This is a genomic window from Polaribacter sp. Asnod1-A03 (assembly GCF_045063585.1).
Taxonomy (GTDB): domain Bacteria; phylum Bacteroidota; class Bacteroidia; order Flavobacteriales; family Flavobacteriaceae; genus Polaribacter.
Genome location: NZ_JBEFOE010000009.1, coordinates 1277455 through 1297058, shown reverse-complemented (window position 1 = coordinate 1297058; position 19604 = coordinate 1277455). Strand labels below are relative to the sequence as shown.

General features: G+C 27.8%; 20 protein-coding genes and 1 tRNA gene. 8 read left to right on the top strand and 13 right to left on the bottom strand.

Annotated features, from left to right (window positions below; genetic code table 11):
• Nucleotides 1-2 precede the first annotated feature (2 nt).
• Nucleotides 3-1250: an aminotransferase class I/II-fold pyridoxal phosphate-dependent enzyme gene (locus ACJJVY_RS06260; RefSeq protein ID WP_405606147.1), complete on the top strand. Its 1248-nt coding sequence runs from the start codon at nt 3-5 to the stop codon at nt 1248-1250.
• Between the two features lie 157 nt (nt 1251-1407).
• On the opposite strand, the gene ACJJVY_RS06255 is transcribed toward ACJJVY_RS06260, so the two are convergent.
• Nucleotides 1408-1481 (bottom strand) — tRNA-Met (locus ACJJVY_RS06255).
• Between the two features lie 108 nt (nt 1482-1589).
• Here ACJJVY_RS06255 and ACJJVY_RS06250 point away from each other — a divergent pair.
• Both ACJJVY_RS06250 and ACJJVY_RS06245 read left to right on the top strand, forming a co-directional pair.
• Nucleotides 1590-1973, top strand: a complete 384-nt coding sequence (locus ACJJVY_RS06250) for an START-like domain-containing protein (protein ID WP_405606146.1) — start codon at nt 1590-1592, stop codon at nt 1971-1973.
• A 98-nt stretch (nt 1974-2071) separates the two neighbouring features.
• Nucleotides 2072-2905, top strand: coding sequence for an aminotransferase class IV (locus ACJJVY_RS06245; RefSeq protein WP_405606145.1), 834 nt, complete (start codon nt 2072-2074; stop codon nt 2903-2905).
• Here the strand turns inward: ACJJVY_RS06245 and ACJJVY_RS06240 are convergent.
• The 5 genes from ACJJVY_RS06240 to ACJJVY_RS06220 all read right to left on the bottom strand — a co-directional run bounded on the left by ACJJVY_RS06240 (nt 2902) and on the right by ACJJVY_RS06220 (nt 7393).
• A complete protein-coding gene (locus ACJJVY_RS06240; protein WP_405611602.1) occupies nt 2902-3456 on the bottom strand; it encodes a YqgE/AlgH family protein in 555 nt (184 codons plus the stop codon). The genes ACJJVY_RS06245 and ACJJVY_RS06240 overlap by 4 nt on opposite strands.
• A 98-nt stretch (nt 3457-3554) precedes the next feature.
• On the bottom strand, nt 3555-3827 hold the full coding sequence (locus tag ACJJVY_RS06235) for an HU family DNA-binding protein (RefSeq protein WP_405606144.1): 273 nt from the start codon (nt 3825-3827) through the stop codon (nt 3555-3557).
• A gap of 187 nt (nt 3828-4014) precedes the next feature.
• Nucleotides 4015-4959, bottom strand: a complete 945-nt coding sequence (gene fmt, locus ACJJVY_RS06230; protein WP_405606143.1) for a methionyl-tRNA formyltransferase — start codon at nt 4957-4959, stop codon at nt 4015-4017.
• A gap of 2 nt (nt 4960-4961) precedes the next feature.
• The gene (locus ACJJVY_RS06225; RefSeq protein WP_405606142.1) at nt 4962-6854 is read right to left on the bottom strand and encodes an ATP-dependent DNA helicase RecQ; all 1893 of its coding nucleotides are present in this window, start codon (nt 6852-6854) and stop codon (nt 4962-4964) included.
• Nucleotides 6851-7393: an AAA family ATPase gene (locus tag ACJJVY_RS06220; protein ID WP_405606141.1), complete on the bottom strand. Its 543-nt coding sequence runs from the start codon at nt 7391-7393 to the stop codon at nt 6851-6853. The genes ACJJVY_RS06225 and ACJJVY_RS06220 overlap by 4 nt, the downstream gene beginning before the upstream one ends.
• A gap of 93 nt (nt 7394-7486) precedes the next feature.
• Here ACJJVY_RS06220 and ACJJVY_RS06215 point away from each other — a divergent pair, with 93 nt between their 5' ends.
• From ACJJVY_RS06215 to ACJJVY_RS06195, 5 genes are read left to right on the top strand one after another with little or no spacing between them, the layout of a single operon-like run.
• Nucleotides 7487-7768, top strand: coding sequence for a DUF493 family protein (locus tag ACJJVY_RS06215; RefSeq protein ID WP_405606140.1), 282 nt, complete (start codon nt 7487-7489; stop codon nt 7766-7768).
• A 12-nt stretch (nt 7769-7780) separates the two neighbouring features.
• Nucleotides 7781-9421, top strand: a complete 1641-nt coding sequence (locus tag ACJJVY_RS06210) for a peptidylprolyl isomerase (protein ID WP_405606139.1) — start codon at nt 7781-7783, stop codon at nt 9419-9421.
• Nucleotides 9421-10266, top strand: a complete 846-nt coding sequence (locus tag ACJJVY_RS06205) for a hypothetical protein (protein ID WP_405606138.1) — start codon at nt 9421-9423, stop codon at nt 10264-10266. The genes ACJJVY_RS06210 and ACJJVY_RS06205 overlap by 1 nt, the downstream gene beginning before the upstream one ends.
• Nucleotides 10232-11611, top strand: a complete 1380-nt coding sequence (locus ACJJVY_RS06200) for a peptidylprolyl isomerase (RefSeq protein ID WP_405606137.1) — start codon at nt 10232-10234, stop codon at nt 11609-11611. The genes ACJJVY_RS06205 and ACJJVY_RS06200 overlap by 35 nt, the downstream gene beginning before the upstream one ends.
• Entirely contained in the window at nt 11611-12564 is a 954-nt protein-coding gene (locus ACJJVY_RS06195) for an AAA family ATPase (protein WP_405606136.1), read from the top strand. The genes ACJJVY_RS06200 and ACJJVY_RS06195 overlap by 1 nt, the downstream gene beginning before the upstream one ends.
• An 87-nt stretch (nt 12565-12651) precedes the next feature.
• Here ACJJVY_RS06195 and ACJJVY_RS06190 read toward each other — a convergent pair whose 3' ends face one another.
• From ACJJVY_RS06190 to ACJJVY_RS06160, 7 genes are all read right to left on the bottom strand, one after another.
• The gene (locus ACJJVY_RS06190; protein ID WP_405606135.1) at nt 12652-14184 is read right to left on the bottom strand and encodes a hypothetical protein; all 1533 of its coding nucleotides are present in this window, start codon (nt 14182-14184) and stop codon (nt 12652-12654) included.
• 112 nt (nt 14185-14296) lie between these two features.
• Nucleotides 14297-15475: a class I SAM-dependent methyltransferase gene (locus ACJJVY_RS06185; RefSeq protein WP_405606134.1), complete on the bottom strand. Its 1179-nt coding sequence runs from the start codon at nt 15473-15475 to the stop codon at nt 14297-14299.
• A gap of 6 nt (nt 15476-15481) precedes the next feature.
• Nucleotides 15482-16564: an AI-2E family transporter gene (locus tag ACJJVY_RS06180; RefSeq protein WP_405606133.1), complete on the bottom strand. Its 1083-nt coding sequence runs from the start codon at nt 16562-16564 to the stop codon at nt 15482-15484.
• Nucleotides 16564-17841, bottom strand: a complete 1278-nt coding sequence (locus tag ACJJVY_RS06175) for a hypothetical protein (RefSeq protein ID WP_405606132.1) — start codon at nt 17839-17841, stop codon at nt 16564-16566. Before ACJJVY_RS06175 ends, ACJJVY_RS06180 begins: the two co-directional genes overlap by 1 nt.
• 53 nt (nt 17842-17894) lie before the next feature.
• A complete protein-coding gene (locus ACJJVY_RS06170) occupies nt 17895-18554 on the bottom strand; it encodes a pyridoxamine 5'-phosphate oxidase family protein (RefSeq protein ID WP_405606131.1) in 660 nt (219 codons plus the stop codon).
• 2 nt (nt 18555-18556) lie between these two features.
• Nucleotides 18557-19072 (bottom strand): GNAT family N-acetyltransferase, encoded by a 516-nt coding sequence (locus tag ACJJVY_RS06165; RefSeq protein ID WP_405606130.1) that lies wholly within the window; start codon nt 19070-19072, stop codon nt 18557-18559.
• Complete coding sequence (locus ACJJVY_RS06160; RefSeq protein ID WP_405606129.1) at nt 19072-19590, bottom strand: DinB family protein; 519 nt, start codon at nt 19588-19590, stop codon at nt 19072-19074. Before ACJJVY_RS06160 ends, ACJJVY_RS06165 begins: the two co-directional genes overlap by 1 nt.
• Nucleotides 19591-19604 lie beyond the last annotated feature (14 nt).

The window sequence follows — 19604 nt, the reverse complement described above, 5'->3', positions numbered from 1 at the left end:
ACATGACGAAAGATTTATTTGAAAGAATAGAGGCGGATAAAGGACCTTTAGGAAAATGGGCTAAACAAGCAGAAGGCTATTATGTTTTTCCTAAGCTAGAAGGACCAATATCTAACAGAATGTCTTTTAATGGTAAGAAAGTAGTTACTTGGAGTATAAATGATTATTTAGGTTTAGCAAATCATCCAGAAGTTTTAAAAGTAGATGGAGAAGCTGCTGCAGAACATGGTATGGCTTACCCAATGGGAGCTAGAATGATGTCTGGGCATACTGAATATCATGAGCAATTAGAGCAAGAATGTGCTGCCTTTGTAGAAAAAGAAGCTGCTTACTTAGTAAATTTCGGTTATCAAGGTATGGTGTCTGCTATAGATGCATTGGTAACTAAAAATGATATTATTGTTTACGATATGGATACGCATGCATGTATTATAGATGGTGTTCGTCTACATGCAGGTAAACGTTTTGTTTACAAACATAACGACATGGAGAGTTTTGAAAAAAATATTATCCGTGCTCAAAAAATGGCAGAAAAAACAGGTGGAGGAATTTTAGTGATTTCTGAAGGTGTTTTTGGTATGCGAGGAGAACAAGGTCGTTTAAAAGAGATTGTTGCTTTAAAAAAACAATACAATTTTAGACTTTTAGTAGACGACGCACATGGTTTTGGTACTTTAGGTAAAGAAGGTAAGGGAACTGGTGTAGAACAAGGTGTACAAGATGAAATAGATGTTTATTTTGCAACTTTTGCAAAATCTATGGCAGGTATTGGAGCTTTTTTTGCAGGTAATAAAGATGTAATTCAGTTTTTACAATATAACATGCGTTCTCAAATGTTTGCAAAATCATTACCTATGGCAATGGTTAAAGGAGCATTAAAACGTTTAGATATGTTGCGTACAATGCCAGAGTTAAAAGCTAAATTATGGGAGAATACCAATGCTTTACAATCTGGATTACGTAATGCTGGGTTTGATTTAGGAACAACACAAACTTGTATTACACCCGTGTTTTTAAAAGGTGATATACCAGAATCTATGGCTATGGTAAATGATTTACGTGAAAATCACGGAATTTTTTGTTCTATTGTTGTTTATCCTGTAATACCTAAAGGATTAATTATTTTAAGATTAATACCAACAGCAACACATAATCAAGATGATATAGATGAAACTATAACTGCTTTTTCTGCAATTAGAGAAAAATTAGAAAACGGAACTTATAAAAAGATTGCTGCATCTATGATGTAGATAGGTAGTTTAAATTATTAGTTCTTACATATAAATAAAAAAAAGCGAGCATTAGACTCGCTTTTTTTTATTTATATGTTTAGAGCTTTAAAATAAACTCTTTTGTAAAAAAAAAACAGTTTAGAGTTAACTAAACTGTTTTTTAACCATTTACTTGTAGCGAAAACGGGATTTGAACCCGTGACCTCAGGGTTATGAATCCTGCGCTCTAACCAACTGAGCTACCTCGCCATTACTTTGAGGCTGCAAATATAATAGAATTTTATAAACTAACAAGGAGTGTTTTAAATTTTTTTTAAATAGAATTAATAACTATCTTGTGAGCATAAGAAAACAATAATGGATAAAGTAAAGTTTGAAGTAGAAATAGCTATTAAAGCATCACCAAATATGATATATCAATATATATCGTCACCATCTAATTTACAAGAATGGTTTGCTGATAAAGTAAATGCTAGAGGTAAAATATTTAGTTTTGTTTGGGAAGGAGAAGAAGAACTTGCTGAATTAATAATTAAAAAATCTGATGATAGAATTAGATTTAAATGGTTAGAGAGTGAAGGTGACGATAGTTTTTTCGAAATGAAAATTCAAGTGGATGCTCTTACCAAGGACGTATCTTTAATTGTTACAGATTTTGCAGATGATGAAGATGATGTAGAAGAGGCTAAGCAATTGTGGGAAAGTCAGGTAGAAGAACTAAAGCATACTATAGGTGCTTAAGTAGTTAATAAAAGGGTTAAAAAGTTGACATAATTGTTAAGTTTTTCTCTCTTAATCTTTTAAAATACGTTAATTTTGCTGCCTTAAAATTTGTAGTCATGATTAACTTTAATGGAGAATTACTTTATTCAGAAAATTTAAAACTATCAATTGAAAATAGGGCTTTTAAGTATGGAGATGCTATTTTTGAAACAATTAAAGTTTTAAACAATAAAGTTGTTTTTTTAGAGGATCATTATTTTAGGTTAATGGCTTCAATGAGAATGTTAAGAATGAAAATTCCTTTAGAATTTACATTAGAGTTTTTAGAAAAAGAAATTTTAAAGACCGTTAAACTTAAAGAAAGCGGAAATACATTTAGAGTAAGGTTAAATGTTTTTAGAAAAGATGGAGGTTTATACAAGCCAACATCAAATAAAATAGATTTTACAATTGAGGCAAAAGAATATGTTCCTCAAATAAGTAAAACATATTCCTTAGATGTTTTTAAAGACTTTTATAATTATTCTGGACTTTTATCCACAATAAAAACAAATAATAAAATGCTAAATACATTGGCAAGTATTTATGCTGATGAAAACGATCTAGATAATTGTATTTTATTAAACGAAAGAAAAGGAGTTGTTGAAGTAACAAATGGAAATATCTTTGTTGTAAAAGGAAATGTTATAAAAACACCTGCTTTAACAGAAGGTTGTATTAAAGGAGTTACTAGAAAAAAAGTAATTGAAATTATTAGTAAAAATAAAGATTTCACTTTAGAAGAAACATCAATTTCTCCTTTTGAGATTCAAAAAGCAGATGAAGTATTTATAACAAATGCAATTGTAGGTATACAGCCTGTAACAAGTTATAAAAAGAAAGTATTTACGACAGAAATAGGTTTAAAATTAGCTAATAACTTAAGAGTGTTACAAATAGCGGGAGTTTAATTTAAATTAAAATCACTAGGAGCATTTGCCCATAATTTATAACGACCTCCTTTTTGTAACAGTTTGTTTTTCCATAGGCTTTCATTATCTGCAGAAAAAATATTTTCAAAATCATTTTCAGAAAGAAACCAAGAGTTTTGATTCATTTCATCTTCTAATTGGTTTTTACTCCAACCAGAATATCCTAAGAAAAAACGAATATCAGAGTTATAGAGCTTGTCTTCTTTAATTAAGTTTCTTAAAGATTCAAAGTTTCCACCCCAAAAAATTCCATTTTCAACTTCAATACTGTCTGGTATTAAGTCAGGAATACTATGTATAAAATATAAATTGTCCTGTTCAACAGGCCCTCCTTGATAAATAGGTAAGTTACAATTTAATTCTGGGAGTAAGTCGTTAACAGTGTAATCTAAAGGTCTGTTTAAAATAAAACCAACAGAATTATTACAGGTATGTTCTGTAAGCAAAATAATAGCTCTATTAAAAGAGTTATCATTTAAGATTGTTGGCTCTGCAATTAATAATTTACCTTTATTTATTTTCAAAAAAATGAATTTTAAATTATTATTTTCCTAAATGTAAATAAAAAAAATGATAAAAAAAAACTCCCTTTAAAAAAGAGAGTTTATAAAACTTAAATAATAAGTTCTTAGTTTACAGCATCGCTTAATCCAGCACCTGCTTTAAACTTAGCTACTTTTTTTGCAGCGATTTCAATAGTTTTACCTGTTTGTGGGTTTCTACCAGTTCTAGCTGCTCTTTCTGAAACAGAGAATGTTCCAAAACCAACTAATGCTACTTTTCCACCTTCTTTTAAAGCAGAAGTTACGTTATCTGTAAAAGATTCTAATGCCGCTTTAGCTGCTACTTTAGAAATTCCTGCATCAGCAGCCATTGCATCAATTAAATCTGACTTGTTCATAATAGATTATTTTTTAATATTAATAGAATAAATTGTTTCCTTTAAATCCTAACAAAGATAGACGGATTAAGGGTTTCCACAAATTTGAAGCTTAAAAAAAATGGTTTTGTTAATAAAATAATGAAAATTGTTAATAAAGATGATTGTAAAATTGAAAAGGACTAAAAAAACCTTGTGAACAAAGAGGTTATAACATTTTTGATTCAGTAGAAAAACTAAAACCATTTAATAAACTTTTAGAATCCATCTTTTTCTTACCAGCTATTTTTATTTCATTAATAATTATATAGCCACCGTTTACAGCAACTTTTAATTCTTTTTTGGATGTTATAATTTTACCTACAGCAAAATTATGTAGCTCATTTTCTTTTTTAACTCCATAAATTTTAGAAGATATTTCTTCTTCGTCATTTTTAATAATTGTCCAAGCTGCAGGAAAAGGATTTAAACCTCTAATTTTATTGTAAATATTATCTAAAGAATCCGACCAATCTATTCTACAATTTTCTGGGTTTAATTTAGAAGCAGACTTTTCTTCTAAATCGGGTTGTTTTGTAGTTGTAACATTTTCTGTGGCAATTAAATCTACTGTTTTACCAACTAAATCTGCACCTAAAAACATTAATTTATCGTGTAAAGTACCAACTGTTTCTGTTTCTAATACTTCTATTTCTTCTTGTAAAATAATTTCTCCAGTATCAATTTTATCATCAATAAAAAAGGTAGTTACACCGGTTTTTGTTTCTCCATTAATAATAGCCCAATGTATTGGTGCTGCACCTCTGTATTCTGGCAGTAAAGAAGCGTGTAGGTTAAATGTACCATATTTAGGCATTTGCCAAACTACTCTTGGTAACATTCTAAAAGCAACTACAATTTGTAAATCTGCTTTTAGTTCTTTTAATTGTTTATTAAAGTCTTCGTTTTTTAGGTTTGTAGGTTGTAAAACGGGTAAATTAACAGAAGTTGCGTATTTTTTTACAGCAGATTCGTTTAATTTTCTACCTCTTCCGGCAGGTTTATCAGAAGCTGTAATTACACCCACAACATTATAATCATTATCTACTAAGTGTTTTAAAATAGTAACAGCAAAATCTGGAGTTCCCATAAAAACAATACGTAAGTCTTTCATAATTATAAATTTAGTTGGTATTTATTTTGATGATTTATTTTAATTTTATCATCTGTTAAAAGTTGACGCAAATGTATTAAAATGTCTTTTTTATTCGCAATTAAAGCTTCACTAATTTCTGATGAACTTAAAGCTTGTTCTTTCTTTAGTAGAAAAACAATTTCGGATGATAAATTTTTAACAGCATTCTTTTTTTCTGAAATACAAACATCACAAATGCCACATTTTTCAGTTTTTATTTCATCAAAATAATTTAAGACTTGAATGCTTCTACAAACCGAATTGTTATTAATAAATTGAATTAAATCTTTTGATTTTTGTTTTTTCTGATGGATAAATTGTTTCATTTCTCTAGAAAATCGATTGATCGTATAATCATCTTCCCTAGGCAATAAAAAAGTAATTTCCGCATCACTTTTTATGGCATTATAGTTTATAATTTCATTGTTTTGTAAATGCTCTAAATTAGCCAACACAAGATTTGTGGTTAAACCTATTTTTTTTGCAATAAAAAATTCATCAATTTTAACTTCTTCTTCAAACAAACCAGCATATGTTCTTAAAATTACATTAGTAAATTTTTTAAGAGTTGGGTTTTTATCTAAATAATTTAAAACTGTTTTACTACTTACAATAAATTGTAATGTAGATTTTTTGTTATAATTATTGCTGATTTCTATAATACCATTATTAAAAAATAATTTAATTGCAGCATCAACTTTTAAAACCGAAAAATTATATTTTTTACTAAATTCTAAAATATTAAAATTGTAAGATTCCTCGTGAATTTCGCCTAAAGGAATTCTAAAATATTGATATAATTTTTTATGAATTTCTTTAATTTCTTTGATGCTTAACAATGTTTTTTCTAATCTGTCTTTAAATAGTAAAACATCACTTTTATTAAATAATAAAACTGCAAAAGATTTTAAACCATTTCTACCGGCTCTACCAGTTTCTTGCACGTAATTTTCTATGCTAGAAGGGATGTCTAAATGAATAACCAAACCAACATTTGGTTTGTCAATTCCCATACCAAAAGCATTTGTAGCTACAATTATGGATGTTTTTTCCGTCATCCAATTGTTAAAAGAAATATTTTTTTCTACGGATGATAAACCCGCATGATAAAAAGAACTTTTAAAACTATTGGCATTTAAAAAATCTGAAATTTGTTCTGTTTTTTTTCTTGAATTAACGTAAACAATTGCTGGCTTTTTTGTTTTGGTGAAAATTTGAAGCAAACGTTGCAGTTTATCTTCTATCGTAAAAATTTGATAGGCTAAATTTTCTCTAAAAAATGATTTTTTAAAGATAGTTGGCTCTTTCAACTGAAGATTCTTAGAAATGTCAGAAAGTACTTTTTGATTAGCAGTTGCCGTTAAAGCAATAAAGTTAGCATCGGGTTTTAGTTCTTTTAAAATTTTTATATTTCTGTAAGATGGTCTAAAATCATGTCCCCATTCCGAGATGCAATGAGCCTCGTCAATTGCTACTAAATTAATATTTAATTCCTTTATTTTCTGTTGGATAAAAAATGATTGCAATCTTTCTGGAGAAATGTATAGAAACTTTACTCCACCGAATTTTATGTTATCAAATAAGGTGATTAATTCATCTTGAGATGTACCAGAAGGAAAAGTTGCGGCTTTAATTCCTTTTTGATTTAAGTTTTCTACTTGATCTTTCATTAAAGCAATCAAAGGAGAAATTACCAAGCAAATACCTTCTTTGGCTAAAGCCGGAATTTGAAAACAAATTGATTTTCCGCCACCAGTTGGTAATAGAGCAATTACGTCTTTTTGGTCTAAAACAGCAGAAATGATTTCATTTTGTAAAGGTCTAAAATCAGAAAAACCCCAATATTTTTTTAATATTTCTTTAGAAGAAATCATAAATCGCAAGAAAGCGAATTAATTATAAAATCGGTTCTTTTTTTTATGCTAGCAATAGGAACATTAATAATATGATAGCCTAAATCTGTATATGTTTTTGTTAAAAAAGAGTCTATTTCTACTGTTTCTTCAAAAGATTCATAACGTTCATTATCTGTTAAATGAATCTCTTTCCAAGGAGAAAAATGAAAAACTTTATCGTACCTATATTTTTTACTTTTTTCTAAAAAAGTTGTTGGATATTCTGTGCTAAAAAAATCGAGATAAGCATGTACGTCTGGTATTCCTCTATCAAAAAAAATAAGTTCAGCATCAGATTTTTCTGCATCTAAATATTGTTGCTCTCTACCTTCTAATAACATTTCGCTAAACAATAAAGGTTTCGTTAAAAAAAGTTGATCAATTCCTTGTTCTTGTGCTTTTAAAGTTACTTCTCTAGAAACTTCTGGAAAGCAAAAAAAATCTCTCGAAATTAATTCATTTAAAACCGAAGTTTTACCAGTTCCTGGACCGCCAATCAATAGAATTTTTTGTTGCATTTCACAAAAATAAATGATTCCCTTTATAAAACTAATTTTTAATGTAATTTTGTGTCTTGTTATTTAAAACAATTTGTAAAAGAAGTATATAAGATGAGTGATAAGAAAGCCTTTTATGATAAGTTAAAAGTTCAGTTAGAAGATACAACTAGCTTTCCTGCAGACTATTTGTATAAATTTATTGTGCCTTCAGACGGAGACCAGGTTAAAGAAGTAGAAGATTTGTTTGATAATACCGGAGCAGTAATAAAAACAAAAAAATCTAAAACAGGAAAATATACGAGTGTTTCTATCGTATTAAATATAAAAAGTTCTGATGATGTAATTTCTTATTACAAAGAAGCAGAAAAAATTAAGGGTATTATTTCTTTATAATTTTATACTATTATGCAGAGTAAATTTTTATTATTTGTTTTAAGTATTTTATTGTCTTTGTCTGTTTTTTCTCAAAATAAAGACAAAGTATTGGTAACTATTGATGGAGAAAATACAACTGTAAATGAGTTTAAAAGAGTGTATGAAAAAAACTTAGATGCAATAGACAATGATGAAGCCAAAAGTGTAACTAAAAATTTAGAATTATATATTAACTATAAATTAAAAGTAAAAGAAGCTTATCGTTTAAAATTAGACACATTGCCATCTTATAAGAGGGAAATGGAAACTTATAAAAACCAACTCTCTGCACCCTATTTACAGGATACAACTTTTATAGATGATATAGTAAAAGACATTTATTATAGAACAAAAAATAAAGTTAAAGCTAAACATATTTTATTAAGATTATCTAGAGATGCGTCACCAAATGACACACTTACTGTGTATAATAAAATTTCTAAAATTAGAGATAGAATTTTAAATGGAGAAAGTTTTGAAGAAGTAGCAAGAGAGGTTTCTGAAGATAAATCTGCACAAGACGATCCTAAGACAGGTAGAAAAGGAAACGGAGGTAATTTAGGTTATTTTTCTGCTTTTAATATGGTTTATGCTTTTGAAAATGCAGCTTATTCTACTAAAATTGGAGAAATTTCTAAACCTTTTAAAACTCAATTTGGTTATCATATTATTATTGTAGATGATTTTAAGGAATCTAAAGGAGAAATTGAAGCAGCTCATATTTTAATAGGAGATACTACTTCTATAGGCAAACAGAAAATTGATAGTATTTACATCAAATTAAAAAACAAAGAAAATTTTGCAGATTTAGCTAAAAAATATTCAGATGATCCAGGATCAAAAATAAAAGGAGGTAAACTTGGTAGATTTGGTACTGGTAAAATGGTAAAACCTTTTGAAGAAGCTGCTTTTTCTTTAGAAAAAGTGGGTGATTTCTCTAAACCTTTTAAAACTCGTTTTGGGTGGCATATTGTTACTTTACTTAAAAAATATCCAATCCGTTCTTTTAAGGAAATGGAAAAAGAGTTAAAAGAAAAAATAAAAAAGAGTTCTAGAATGCAACTTTCTGAACAAGCTGTTTTAAATAAATTAAGAAAGGATTATACGATTGTTGAGTACGAAAAGGCTAAAAAGATTTTAAATAATAAAAAATTAAGATCTATTCCTAAAGATTCTTTACAAAAAAATATTATTAGTATTAACGAAAAAAATATAACACAAGAAACTTTTATAAAGTATATTAGAAACAGAAGGCATTTACCTGTTTTTAAACTTTTTGATATGTTTAAAGAGGATCAAATACTTACTTATTATAAAGATAATTTAGTTTATACTGAGCCAGAATATGCATATACATTAAAAGAGTATGAAGACGGATTATTGCTTTTTGAACTAATGCAGCAAAAAATTTGGAATAAAGCTTCTAAAGATACTTTGGGTTTAAAACAATATTTTGATGATAATAAATCTAATTATAAAACCGGAGATTTGGAAAAATCAAAAGGGAAGGTAATTAACGATTATCAAAATTTTTTAGAAGAAAATTGGATTGCTGATTTAAGGAAAAAAAGTAAAATAAAGATATCTAAAAAAGAGTTGAAAAAATTAATTAAATTTTACGAAAATAATTAATGAGATTTTTACCTTTTATAATTGTAGTAGTTCTTTTTACTTCTTGTAATTTGTTTAAAATGCAAGAAAAAGAAGATATTGAATCTGATGTAGTAGCAACTGTTAATACAGAAAAGCTATATAAGAAGGATTTATTAAATTTAACTCCAGAAAATATAAGAAAAGAGGATAGTATTGTTTTAATAAAAAGTTTTATCCAAAATTGGGCAATTAAAAGGTTGTTATTAGACAAGTCTAAGAAAAATAGTTCTTTAGAAACCGTTAATAAAATAAATAATTTAGTAAAAAGTTATAAAGAAAGTTTACTAATTAATAATTACAAAGAACAATTAGTAAAAGAGCAATTAGATACTCTTATTACAGAAGAAGAATTAGAAGAGTATTATTTAGTAAATAAAGAAAATTTTAAGTTGAATGAAGAGTTGGTTAAAATAAGATATCTTCATGTTGATAATACTATAAATGATAAAAAAGAAATTTTAAAACTTTTTAAATCAGATAGTATTAGTGACTTAGAAAAGTTAGAAAGACAAGAGTTAAGTTTTAAAAGTCATCAATTTAACGATTCGACTTGGACACAATTAGATAACATTTTGTTAAAACTCCCTTTTTCAAAAGAAAAACTGTTAAAAAAAACAAAATTCATCGAAAAACAAGACTCAATAGGTTTATATTTGGTGTCTATAAAAGATGTTTTACCACGTAATTCTATAGCTCCATTAAGCTACATTAAAGAGACTATAGAACAACTGATTTTACATAAACGTAAAATCGAATTAATTAGAGAGATAGAAAAAATAATAGTAAAAGATGCAACAGAAAACAACAATTTCAAAATATATTAAATTATCACTATTTACCTTTTTAGGGTTTGTAGCATTACAAACTTCTGCACAAAAAGTAAAAATAGACGGAGTAGCAGTAGTTATTGGTAAAAATATTGTTTTAGAGTCTGATATTGATAAGTTTAAACAAGAAGTAGAAACTAGAAGTGAAGGAAAGATTACAATTTCAGATTGTGAAATGTTAGAAGAATTGATGCAACAAAAGTTATTAGCGCATCATGCAGTTGTAGATAGTGTTGTTGTATCAGAACCAGAAGTTTCGTCTAGGGTAGAGAGAAGTATCCAATACTTTACACAACAGTATGGTAGTATAGAAAAAGTAATTAAAGCGTATGGTTTTAATGATTTAGAAGATTTAAAAAAGGAGTTAACAACTGTACAAGAAGAAAATGTTCTAATAGAAAAAGAACAACAAAAAATTACAGAAAAAATTGATGTTACTCCAGAAGAGGTTCGTTTATACTTTAATGGATTAAAAGAAAAAGGAGAACTACCTCAGTTTCCTGCAGAAATAGAATTAGCTCAAATTGTTTTAAAAGCAATACCAACAAAAGAAGAAGAAGAGAGAGTTGTAGCTAAGTTAAATGAGATTAAAAAGCAAATAGAAGACGGATCTAACTTTAAGATGAAAGCTATTATTAATTCTGATGATCCTGGTGTTACAAGTAATGGAGGAGAATATACTGTAACTAAAGAATCTAATTTTATTAAAGAATTTAAGGAAATGGCATTTACTTTAGATGTAAATCAAGTTTCAGAACCTTTTAAATCAGAGTTTGGTTACCACATTATGCAATTGCATGCTATAAAAGGTAATACTAGAATTGCTTCTCATATTTTAATGAAACCTGTTGTACCAGATGATAAATTAAAAGAACTAGAAGAAAAAACAAATGAAATTATAGAAGAGATTAAAGAAGGTAAAATTACTTTTGAAGAAGCTGTAAAAAAGTATTCTAACGATGAAGATTCTAAAAATAGTGGAGGATTAATTATAAATCCATCTACAGGAGAATCTAGATTTGACTTAACAAGAATGGATCCTGCTTTTTATGCAAGAGTTAGTGACCTTAAAAAAGGAGAGATGACTACTTCTTTTTATGATGAGTCTAGAGCAGGAGATAAGATGTTTAAGTTTATTTTAATGAAAGATAGAACAGATACTCATATCGCTGATATTGTAAATGATTATGAGAAAGTTCAGCAATTAGCACTTCAAAAAAAGAAAGAAGAAACAATTGAGAAATGGTCTAAAGAAAAAATTAAAGATACTTATATTAAAATAGGAGAAGGACACAGTAAATGTGTTTTTAACAAAAACTGGAAAAAAGAAATTAGTAAGTAATGTCTGATGTTAAAGCTATAGATGACTTAGTTGTAAAATACAACGCATTAAAAGCTGAAATAGGAAAAGTAATTATTGGGCAGCAAGATGCTGTTAGTTTTACGCTTTTGTCTGTTTTTTGTGGAGGACACTCTCTTTTAATAGGTGTGCCTGGTTTAGCAAAAACATTATTAGTCAATACAATTTCTGATGCTTTAGGTCTTAATTTTAAAAGAATACAATTTACACCAGATTTAATGCCTTCGGATATTTTAGGGAGTGAAATTCTGGATGAAAGCAGACAGTTTAAATTTATAAAAGGACCAATATTTTCTAATATAGTATTGGCAGATGAAATTAATAGAACACCGCCAAAAACCCAAGCAGCGTTGTTAGAGGCAATGCAAGAGCGTTCTGTTACAGTATCTGGTCATCAATATAAATTAGATTTACCATTCTTTGTTTTAGCTACTCAAAATCCAATAGAGCAAGAAGGTACTTATCCTTTGCCAGAAGCTCAACTAGATCGATTTATTTTTTCTATTTCTTTAGAGTATCCTACTTTTAAAGAAGAAGTAGAAGTAGTAAAAAATACAACAAGTAATATTGTTAAAACAATTACCCCACTGTTCTCATCAGAAGAAATAATAGAAGTACAAAAACTAATACGCAAAATACCTGTAACCGATAATGTTATAGAATATGCAGTAGGTTTGGTTGGCAAAACAAGACCAAAATCAGATCAAGCTACGGAGTTTATAAAATTATATTTGGATTGGGGAGCAGGACCAAGAGCATCTCAAAATCTAATTTTAGCAGCAAAAGCACACGCAGCTATTAAAGGAAAATATTCGCCAGATATAGAAGATGTAAAAGCAGTTGCGATACCTATATTATCTCACAGAATTGTAAAAAATTACAAAGCAGAAGCAGAAGGAATTACTATTTCTGATATAATAAAATCCATTCTTTAAAATATAAGTTTTGTTTTAAGACTTTAATCATTAATAAAAAAAGGAGTTTAATTTATAAATTAAACTCCTTTTTTTTAAACATTGTTTTTACTTAACTTTTAAAAAAGAAAAATTGTATTTAATTCCAAAATTTAAAAACGGATTACTTATTTCTCCTTTTCCTACTGCTTTAACATAACCTACAGCACTTCTTAAACTTATAGTATTATTTAATTGATAGTCAAAACCAATACTAGGTTTTACTATTAAACCTTGTCCGGTTAAAATATCTCCACCGCCAGCAGCTCCGGCTAAGGCTTGTGCAAAAAGAGTTGCTTTATTATTTAGAAACGGATTTGTACTAGCTCCTAAACCAACTATCCCTTCTGCATATGCACCAGCATTACCAAAATTAGCAAAAGAAGTTTGACCTGCAACATAGAAATTTTTATTAAAGTTTAAGTTAACTTGTACAGATATTTGCTGCATGTTTTCAGTAGGTTTACCTTCTTCTCTTTCTGGATTAAAATAAATTTCTTGTTTTGTAATAACTTCTATGCCTTTAAATTTCCCTGAAGTAAATGCTTTGTCATTAGATACAACTCCATTTCTATCTACATAATATTTTATACCAACACCAAAAGAAGATGTATGAAAATGAGAATTAGGAGACATTACATAACCTTTATTGATTGAAAGAAAAATATCATCAAAAATTTTCTGTTCAATTGATATATCTGGATACAATAGAAAACCTCCTTTAGAGTCTACACTACCACCACCACCAGCTCCAATACCAAATTTGGCTAAAATATTTGTATTGTTATTGTTGAAAGATGAATGATATCCAGCTCCTAAAAAAACATCCATATAACCCGCTTTTATTCCATCATAAGCTCCATCTAACTTTAAGAAAGTAAACCAGTTGTTAGTTAGATAAGTGGCTAATTCAAAACCAGCAAGTTTTATGGTAGCTCTACCAAAGGTTTTTATATTAGCATTATCATCATCTCCTAAAATTTTTAAATTATTTAAATGAAACATTAAAGAAATTCTTTTAGAATTTACATTCCAATCAGAATCTTTTAAAAGACTATAGTCAAATTCACTTTCAGAAGATTTATAATCTGAATATGCATACTCTAATGGAATTTCTAAAGCAACATTTAATTGATGTCCTTTGATGTTTCCTTTGTCAAAAAAGTTAACATAACTCCAACCAGAATTTATAGAAAAATGTTTAAAATCATACCCTAAATTAAAATGAGGCAAAATAAAAGCACCACCACCATCAGGTGCTGCAGCACCACCACCACCACCAAAATGGAAACCAGTATCTACATAAAAGTTATCTGTAAAATGTTTTTTTACACCGGCATTAATCCCTAATGTAAAAAAACCACCTCTATCACCAGATACAGATCCATAAAGCCCCAAACCTGTATATGCCCAATCATTAAGCATTAAATTATAATGTAAACCAGCAAAACCCATATTTGGTTCATCTTCTGGCATTGTTAAAGAAACAAAATCTATTTTAGAAAAAGATTTTTGTGTTTTTTTCTCAGGAATAATTATTTCTTGAGAAAATAAAAATTGAGAAAAACATGCAATAAAGAATAATAAGTAATATTTTTTCATAGTATATTTCTTTTGAAAACATCAATAATTAAAGTTGATTATCAATAGTTTTCTTTTTCGTTAAATTTACTAAATCTAGTTATTTAAATAAAAATTTTTATTTTATTATTAACTAATTTATTTTGGAGCATAAAATACAGATGTATTTATTTTCTTTGTCTGTAGTAAAAAATAGATAATTATTTCCACCATCAGATAAATTAGTTTCTTTTCTAATTTGTGCAACTGTTTTAGGAAAATTTCTAGTGGTAATATTTGCCTTTTTCTCCTTGATGAGTCTTTTTATTTTTTTCTTATCATAATTTAAAACTGAATCAATTTTAAAAATTCTACCAGGAAAATCAATTAAATTAGAGGAAGTATATAAATGAGAATGTTGATGCAATTTAAAGAGATTCAATTGTTTTGATATTTGATGAAATCCACCAGATTTTAAAATGGCAGCGTTTGGCTCATATAAATAAGCAAGTGGTTCGGAATATTCTGAGGATACTATTTCATTAAGGTTAAAATCAAATTTTTGAGAACCTTCTTTTAAAAGATTGATTGTTTTAATTTGAATATTGCTTTCGTAATTTTTTTCGAGTAAAAAAAGCACTTCTTTAACTTCATTCTTAATAGCAATTATATGTATTTCTTTTACAAATTTTAGTTCTGATATTGCACTAGAAATATCTAAAATTGGTGAATTTTTAATTAAAATTTGATTGGTCTTAGAAAATAGAAAATCAATATTTTCTGGTACATTTGGTAAACAATCTTGTAGTAAAAAAACTTTCCCTTTTATATCATTTCTTCTTGATGGATCTATGTATATAGTATCAAAATTTTTATCAGAATTTTGTAAAAAATGAATTCCATCACCAGAAAAAGTAGTGATATTGTTTACTTTTAATTGTTGATAATTGTGTTTTACAATTGTTGATAAATCTTCATTAATCTCGCAATGTGTAACTTTTTTAAATTGTTTAGCAAAATAGAAACAGTCAACACCAAAACCACCTGTAATATCAATGATACTGTTACCTTGTACCAAGTTAGCTTTGTAATTTGCTGTAATTTCAGATGAAGTTTGTTCTATACTAAGTTTTGGCGGAAAATAAATATTATTAGTACTAAACCAAGTAGCAAGCTTTTGTTCCGATTTTTGTTTTGCTATAATTTGATTTGCTAATTCTTGCACAGAAATTTCATCAAAAGGACTTCCTTTTAAAATCAGTTTTGTAATGTTAGATTTTAAATTATCAACAATAAATTGCTGTGCTTTTGGTTGTAAAAGGTTAAGATTCAAAGCTAATTAAAGGTCTTTTGTTAAGGATTTTACAATTTTATTTTCTGATAAAAATTCTTTTAAAATTACTTTTAAAGCAGTGTAACAAGGTACAGCAGTTATCATCCCTAAAACACCAAATAGTAAACCGCCAATTACAATCACTAAAAAGATTTCTAAAGGATGAGATTTTGTAGTCTTAGAAAAAATTACAGGTTGGCTCACAAAATTATCTAATAATTGAGCTAATAAATAACAGAACATAATCCATAAAGAAGTAGGTAGAATTTCTGTTTGAAAGTCTAAACCAATATTGCTAGACATCGATAAAATAAACATCAGAACGCCACCAATTAAAGGTCCCACATAAGGAATTAGATTTAGCATAGCACATAAAAAGGCAATAACAACTGCATTAGAAATATTAAAACTTAGTAAGACAATTGTATAAATTACAAATAGAACGGTTATTTGAATAATTAAACCAATAAAATAACTGGCTAATAGATTATTTATAGTTTCTAAAGATTTAGAAAAACGTGTTTCAGATTTATTTGGTATTAATGTTAAAACGCCATTTTTAAGTAATTTGCTGTCTTTCATAAAGAAAAACGAAATGAATAAAATGGATAATAAGCCAATACTTAATGTACCTAATGCACCAAGAATAGTATTTAAAATATCTGGTATTGTTTTAAATTGAGAAACAATATCTATATTTTCTAACTCTTTTAATACGTCAATTCCTTTAGATGAAAAATAAACTGTTATTTCATTAAAAATATCTTGTATGTTAATTTGTAGTTTATCAACTTCTAAAAGAGAAAGACTTTTACCTTGCTCTAAAATTAGTGGAATAAATAAAAAGACCAACCCTGTTAGTAAACTCAACATTAAAAACATGGTTGTAATAACCGCAATTGTTTTAGGGAATTTTAATTTATTAGTTAAAAATAAAATTAACGGACGCCCAATTAAAGATAAAACAGCAGCAATAATAATGTATACAATTACAGATTGAATCATATATAAGAAATAGCCCAAAAATAGAATACCAACTATAATGGCTAAAGCTCTTAAAATTCCGTTTGCAATTGTTTTAGATGTCATTAGTTGTATGCTTTTACAGTTCCCATACTTAAATTTCTACCGCCAGAAAAAGTATGATTTGTTGGTAGTAATGTGCCACTTTCTGTTGTAGTCCAATCTTGCCAAGTAGCAGAAACTCCGTTCATTTTCATACTCGGAACGTACATTTTATAACTTTTTGGAATAAAATTTTCGTCTAAAATCCAAAGATAAGAATCTCCAGGTGTTGTACCGCCAGTTGTGTATTTTACTAATAAAGCTTCTTTATTGTCAATTTTTTGTATACTTCTAATAGTTCCGTAATCAAATAATTTATGCGGAGCCACTAACCAAAAAGAATCGTTATTAAAAATATCCCAAGCTCTTTTTACAATTTTAGTATCAGCAATTTCTTGCTTTTTTTCATTGTAAAAAACTGTACTTTTTTCTTTTTCTTGCGGATGTAAATTTACACGAATTGTATCCCAAGAAACATCTACAATATGTTTTTCTTTATCCCATTTAAAAGAACGTTTACCAGCAAAACTCCATTCTATAAAACGAGTATTTTCATAATTTTTATGCTTAATGGCTTTTAAAACAATATTAGCCAAAACATCTGCTTTTTCGTTATAGGCTTTTACATTGCCCATTGGTATTTCTAATCCAAATAAAGAAAGTGTATGTTTTGTAGGTAATTTTATACCAGATTTTGTGTTTTTTAAATCAGACCAAGTTGCAGAAACGCCACCAATAGGAATTATTGAAGTCCACATTTTAAAAGAAATAGGTAAGTAGTTTTCATCTAAAATCCATAAATAAGAATCACCTGGAGTAGAACCACCAGAAGTGTAAGTTATTAAAAGGGCATCTTGGTCTTCGTGTTTTACAATGCTTTTTTGTGTGCCGGCATCAAAAATTTTATAAGGTGCAATTAGCCAAAAAGAATCGTTGTTAAAAAAATCTTGTGCTTTTTTAACGATTTCTTTGTTGTCAGTAAGTTTACCATCAATATAAACTTCAGATTTTTCTATTTCTTTAGTGTGTAGCGTTACTTTGTATTGCGCCCAAGAAATATGAACAATATTTTCTTTTTTATACCAAGTATAATGATGTTCGTTTCTAAAACTCCATTTTAAAACTTCGGTATTTTCATACGCTTCATGGTTTAATGCATCAAACATTTTAGTTGCCAAAGCCTCAGCTTCTTTTCCTTTTTTACCTTTTGGTAAAGCTTCATTATTTACAAAATAATAAATAGTAATAGCAGCAATTATAAGTAATAATATAATTCCGATAAATTTAAAAAGCTTCTTCATTTTTATAAATTAAAAAAATCAGAAGCTAAATTAATATTTTTTAAAAGAAGAAACTATTTGTTGGCTTCATAATAATCTAAAATGTGTTTTGGTATTTTCATTTGCTGTGGTTTTCCTTCATCTGAAATCGGGTATTCTGCCACTTGTTTTACAGGTACAATTCCTGCCCAAACATCACATTCATAATCCTCTGGTTCATCATTTACACCAACATCTCTCACTTTTGCAGAAGCCGTTTCTATGGTAAATTCTACCACCAAAGTTCTATCTAATTCTTTCTGATTTATTTGCCTTAAAGAATCCCATTGATTGGGCACCATTTGATTTACAATCCATTTTAAAATTTCGGTTTTATCAGCATCTTCTTCCATTTTTTGTAAACTTCCAAACAGTGTAACAGATCTATAATTTACAGAATGATGAAAACCAGAACGAGCCAAAACCAATCCGTCTAAATGCATGACGGTTATTGATGTTTCTCCGCTTTCTAAAATAGAAACTAACATTCGGTTTGCAGTAGAACCGTGAATGTAAATTTTATCATCTTTTCTAGCATATGCCATCGGAATTGTAATCGGTTTTCCATCATAAATATAACCTACGTAGCATAAAAAACCAGCGTCTAATATGGTATTTATCTTTTCTACATCATAAGTTGCTCTATTTGCACCTCTTTTTACACGATTTAATTTTGATTTTTGATATTCTTCCATTTCTATAAGTTTTTAGCGAATATTAAATTAGGATAATTGGTTTCTCCAACAATAAAATCTATTTCTCCCACTTTTTCGAAATCATATTTTTTGTAAAAATGAATTCCTTTTGTGTTTTTATAATAAGCTGTTAACCAAATTGTTTTAAATTGTAAATCGATTGCTTTTTGTAGAATAATATCTTGTAATTGAGAACCAATTTTTAGATTGATAAAATCATTTAAAATATACAAACGTTGTAGTTTACAGATATTGATGTCTTTAGAGTCAGCATAATTTACATTTAAAGAAAGCTTTGCAAAACCGATTGGTAATTCATCAATAAAAACAATCCAAAATAAATTGTTTTCATCATTTATTTCTGATTTAATTTGAGCTACAGAATAATACTTTTTATAAAAATCTAATAAATTTTGTTTGTCTTCTACAAAATCTCCATGAGATTCTGTATAGGTAATTCTACCTAACAAAGCAATATGTATTGCATCGTTACTATTAGCTCTTCTAATTTCTAACATTATAAATATCTTTCTTTTATGATTTCTATATGCCAAACACTATGGCCTAAAAGAATAAAAGCACAAGCTCTTGCAGAAATTGTAGAATTGCTTGCAGTTCCCATATTTTTTAAGTTTTCTTTAGAGATACTTTTTATTAGATTTAAAGAAGAAAAACGAGTGATAGAAAACTCTTCAATTAAGTCTTCCATCGATTTTTTATTAGCTTCAGATGGTGCTATATAATCATCTTGCTCATATCCAGGAAAAGCAGTTTTGTCGTTTCTAGCAATACAAAAGAAGCGATACATAAAAACACGTTCAGTATCTATAATATGCTGCAAAATTTCTTTAATTGTCCATTTTTCAGGTTGATATCTAAATTCTTGTTTTTCTTTAGGAATGGTATTAAAAAAGTCGACTACCATTTTTTTATCAACTTCAAAACCAATATTTAATTCGATGTTTTCATCTACTTTATCAATATATCTAGCGTAATATTCGTTGTATTCTTTAGGTTGCAAATCTTTTTTATTCATAATTAGTTGTTTTG

Excerpts from the sequence above, each read along its gene's own strand:
- ACJJVY_RS06260 (WP_405606147.1), top strand. The coding sequence starts at position 3 with ATGACGAAAGATTTATTTGAAAGAATAGAGGCGGATAAAGGACCTTTA.
- ACJJVY_RS06250 (WP_405606146.1), top strand. The coding sequence starts at position 1,590 with ATGGATAAAGTAAAGTTTGAAGTAGAAATAGCTATTAAAGCATCACCA.
- ACJJVY_RS06245 (WP_405606145.1), top strand. The coding sequence starts at position 2,072 with ATGATTAACTTTAATGGAGAATTACTTTATTCAGAAAATTTAAAACTA.
- ACJJVY_RS06235 (WP_405606144.1), bottom strand. The coding sequence starts at position 3,827 with ATGAACAAGTCAGATTTAATTGATGCAATGGCTGCTGATGCAGGAATT.
- fmt (WP_405606143.1), bottom strand. The coding sequence starts at position 4,959 with ATGAAAGACTTACGTATTGTTTTTATGGGAACTCCAGATTTTGCTGTT.
- ACJJVY_RS06225 (WP_405606142.1), bottom strand. The coding sequence starts at position 6,854 with ATGATTTCTTCTAAAGAAATATTAAAAAAATATTGGGGTTTTTCTGAT.
- ACJJVY_RS06220 (WP_405606141.1), bottom strand. The coding sequence starts at position 7,393 with ATGCAACAAAAAATTCTATTGATTGGCGGTCCAGGAACTGGTAAAACT.
- ACJJVY_RS06215 (WP_405606140.1), top strand. The coding sequence starts at position 7,487 with ATGAGTGATAAGAAAGCCTTTTATGATAAGTTAAAAGTTCAGTTAGAA.
- ACJJVY_RS06210 (WP_405606139.1), top strand. The coding sequence starts at position 7,781 with ATGCAGAGTAAATTTTTATTATTTGTTTTAAGTATTTTATTGTCTTTG.
- ACJJVY_RS06205 (WP_405606138.1), top strand. The coding sequence starts at position 9,421 with ATGAGATTTTTACCTTTTATAATTGTAGTAGTTCTTTTTACTTCTTGT.
- ACJJVY_RS06200 (WP_405606137.1), top strand. The coding sequence starts at position 10,232 with ATGCAACAGAAAACAACAATTTCAAAATATATTAAATTATCACTATTT.
- ACJJVY_RS06195 (WP_405606136.1), top strand. The coding sequence starts at position 11,611 with ATGTCTGATGTTAAAGCTATAGATGACTTAGTTGTAAAATACAACGCA.
- ACJJVY_RS06190 (WP_405606135.1), bottom strand. The coding sequence starts at position 14,184 with ATGAAAAAATATTACTTATTATTCTTTATTGCATGTTTTTCTCAATTT.
- ACJJVY_RS06180 (WP_405606133.1), bottom strand. The coding sequence starts at position 16,564 with ATGACATCTAAAACAATTGCAAACGGAATTTTAAGAGCTTTAGCCATT.
- ACJJVY_RS06175 (WP_405606132.1), bottom strand. The coding sequence starts at position 17,841 with ATGAAGAAGCTTTTTAAATTTATCGGAATTATATTATTACTTATAATT.
- ACJJVY_RS06170 (WP_405606131.1), bottom strand. The coding sequence starts at position 18,554 with ATGGAAGAATATCAAAAATCAAAATTAAATCGTGTAAAAAGAGGTGCA.
- ACJJVY_RS06165 (WP_405606130.1), bottom strand. The coding sequence starts at position 19,072 with ATGTTAGAAATTAGAAGAGCTAATAGTAACGATGCAATACATATTGCT.
- ACJJVY_RS06160 (WP_405606129.1), bottom strand. The coding sequence starts at position 19,590 with ATGAATAAAAAAGATTTGCAACCTAAAGAATACAACGAATATTACGCT.